Source organism: Xanthomonas sp. SHU 199 (assembly GCF_000364665.1).
Taxonomy (GTDB): Bacteria; Pseudomonadota; Gammaproteobacteria; order Xanthomonadales; family Xanthomonadaceae; genus Xanthomonas_A; species Xanthomonas_A sontii.
In genome coordinates, this window is the sequence record NZ_AQOI01000504.1 from 1 (window position 1) to 2,330 (window position 2,330).

At 71.4% G+C, this 2,330-nt stretch carries 2 protein-coding genes; both read right to left on the reverse strand.

Translation table 11 applies throughout. From position 1 onward, the window contains the following. Nucleotides 1–72 precede the first annotated feature (72 nt). Nucleotides 73–1,275, reverse strand: coding sequence for a GAF domain-containing sensor histidine kinase (locus tag D183_RS0115595; protein WP_017909829.1), 1,203 nt, complete (start codon nucleotides 1,273–1,275; stop codon nucleotides 73–75). A gap of 133 nt (nucleotides 1,276–1,408) precedes the next feature. Continuing rightward, complete coding sequence (arsC, locus tag D183_RS0115600) at nucleotides 1,409–1,834, reverse strand: arsenate reductase (glutaredoxin) (RefSeq protein WP_017909830.1); 426 nt, start codon at nucleotides 1,832–1,834, stop codon at nucleotides 1,409–1,411. Nucleotides 1,835–2,330 lie beyond the last annotated feature (496 nt).

Consider the following 2,330-nt stretch of genomic DNA (forward strand, 5'->3'; position numbering starts at 1 on the left):
AAGGTGCCCCGAAGGGGCGGATGAGGGTACGGGCGCCAGCGCAAGTACACCTGCGCCAGCGTGGCTCGGGCGTCAGGCGTCCGTGCTCGCCGCCGGCAGCAGCACGGTGAAGTGGCTGCCGTGGCCCGGCTGGCTGCGCACTTCCACCGTGCAACCCAGGGTCTCGGCGGCGCGGCGCACGATCCACAGGCCCAGGCCGAGGCCGTCGCTGCGCGGGTCGGCCTGGCGGAAGGCCTGGAACAAGGTGCGCAGGCCCTCTTCGTCCATGCCGATGCCGCGGTCGATGATCTCCACAGCCACCTGGTCGCCGCGGCGCCGGCAGCCGATCAGCACCTTGCCCTGCGCGGTGTACTTGACCGCGTTACCGAGCAGGTTGCCGAGCAACGTGGACAGCAAGGCCGCGCTGCTGCGCACGCGCAAGGACGTCGGCACGCTGCGCAGCTGCACGCCCTTGGCCGCGGCCTGCGGCTGCCAGGTGGCCAGGATCGGTGCCAGCACGTCGGTCAGGGCCAGGGTCTGCAGTGCCGGCAGGCGCAGCTCGCCGGCGGCGGCGTTGGTGGCGAGCTGGTCGAGCCCGCTGGCCACCTGGTTCAAGGCGGTACGTGCGGTCTCCAGCGAACCATCCTGCGCCGCGTCCTGCTGGCGCTGCAGCTTGCTCAGCGCGTACGACGCGGTGCGCAGCGGGGTCTTCAGGTCGTGGCCGGCGATGGCCATCAGGCGACTGCGGTAATGGTTGGATTCCTGCGCCAGATGCAGCGCCTTGCGCAGTTCCAGTTGGCCCATCGCCTGCCGCGCCAGCGCGCGCAGCGCTTCGATCTGCTCGTAGCTGAGCTGGCGCGGGCGCCGGTCCAGCACGCAGACGGTGCCCAGGGCCAGACCGTCGGATGTCTTCAGCAGCGCGCCGGCATAGAAGTGCAGGCGCATCTCGCCGGTGACCAGCGGATTACAGGCGAAGCGCGGGTCCTCGCGGGTATCCGGCACCAGCAGCAGGTCGTCCTCGAGCAGGGCGTGCGCGCACAGCGAGGTGGCCAGCGGCGTTTCGCGCGTGCCCAGCCCGATCTCGCTCTTGAACCACTGGCGCTCGCTGTCGATCAGGTTGACCACCGCGATCGGCGCCTGGCAGATCAGCCCGGCCAGCCGGGTGATGTCGTCGAACGCCGGCTCGCGCGGGGTGTCCAGGATCGCGTAGCTGTGCAAGGCGTCCAACCGCAGCGCTTCGTTGCGGGGCTTGGCCGCGCAATAGACCGGGTCGGCGGCGGGTTCGACGGGAGACATGCGGCGCGACTCGGGCGGAAAGGCACGCAGTCTATGGTACCTGTCACGGTTTTTGCCGACGCGGCGTTCACATGGTGCTCGCGTGCGCTGCACCTGCGCTTAGCGAATCGGCCGCGCCGGCGGTGTCGCCTGGTCAGCCCACCCAGCGGCCCTGCGCATCGACCAGCGGCGTCCCGTCCTCCTTGGCGAAGGCGCCGCGCTGCGGCGTCGGCAGGATCTCCAGCACCGTCTCCGACGGCCGGCACAGGCGCGTGCCCAGCGGGCTGACCACGATCGGCCGGTTGAGCAGGATCGGGTGCTGCAGCATGGCCTCCAGCAGCGCGTCATCGTCCAGCGTCGGGTCGTCCAGCCCCAGCTCGGCGTAGGGCGTGCCCTTCTGCCGGATCAGCTCCCGCAGCGGCAGCCCGCTGGCGGCGGCCAGCGTCTGCAGGGTGGCGCGGTCGGGCGGGGTCTTCAGGTATTCGATCACGGTCGGCTCGACGCCGCTGTTGCGGATCAGCCCGAGCACATTGCGCGAAGTGCCGCAGGCGGGGTTGTGGTAGATCGTGATGGTGGGCATGGGGCGGCTCGCTGAGTGGGACGGAACAAGGGCGGCCGTGCCGGAATCCTCCACGCGGCCGCGGCCGATGGTGCCGCAATCGGGGCGCCATGCAAGCGCCGGGCATGGCGGTGCGCGGCGCCCGCGATGGTCGCCGCCGCGTCGGAAACGCCTGCGCGTCCTCGATCTGCAGAGAGCGCATGGTCCGGCCAGGCAACGGACGGACCACCTTGCCGGGCGCCTGGGCGGCGGCAGGACGATGGCGATGCGGCCGTGCTCCGGGGACGGTAGCGGCCGCCGGGGCTTCGGTCTACCGACCGAGGACGCTGCCGGTCCGGCACCGCCACGACGTGCATGCGTCACTTCGCCGCACACGGCATCGCACGCGTTTCAATGGCCGTCGCACCCTCTAGAATGCGCCGATGGTCCGTCTCCGCCAGTTGCCGTCGTGTTGGGCCGCGCTCGCCGCATTGGCGCTCGGCCTGCTGCTGCTGGCGCCGCCGATCAGCCAGTGGCG

Bases quoted from the DNA above. Each gene is read 5' to 3' on its own strand.
- D183_RS0115595 (WP_017909829.1), bottom strand. From the start codon at position 1,275: ATGTCTCCCGTCGAACCCGCCGCCGACCCGGTCTATTGCGCGGCCAAG.
- arsC (WP_017909830.1), bottom strand. From the start codon at position 1,834: ATGCCCACCATCACGATCTACCACAACCCCGCCTGCGGCACTTCGCGC.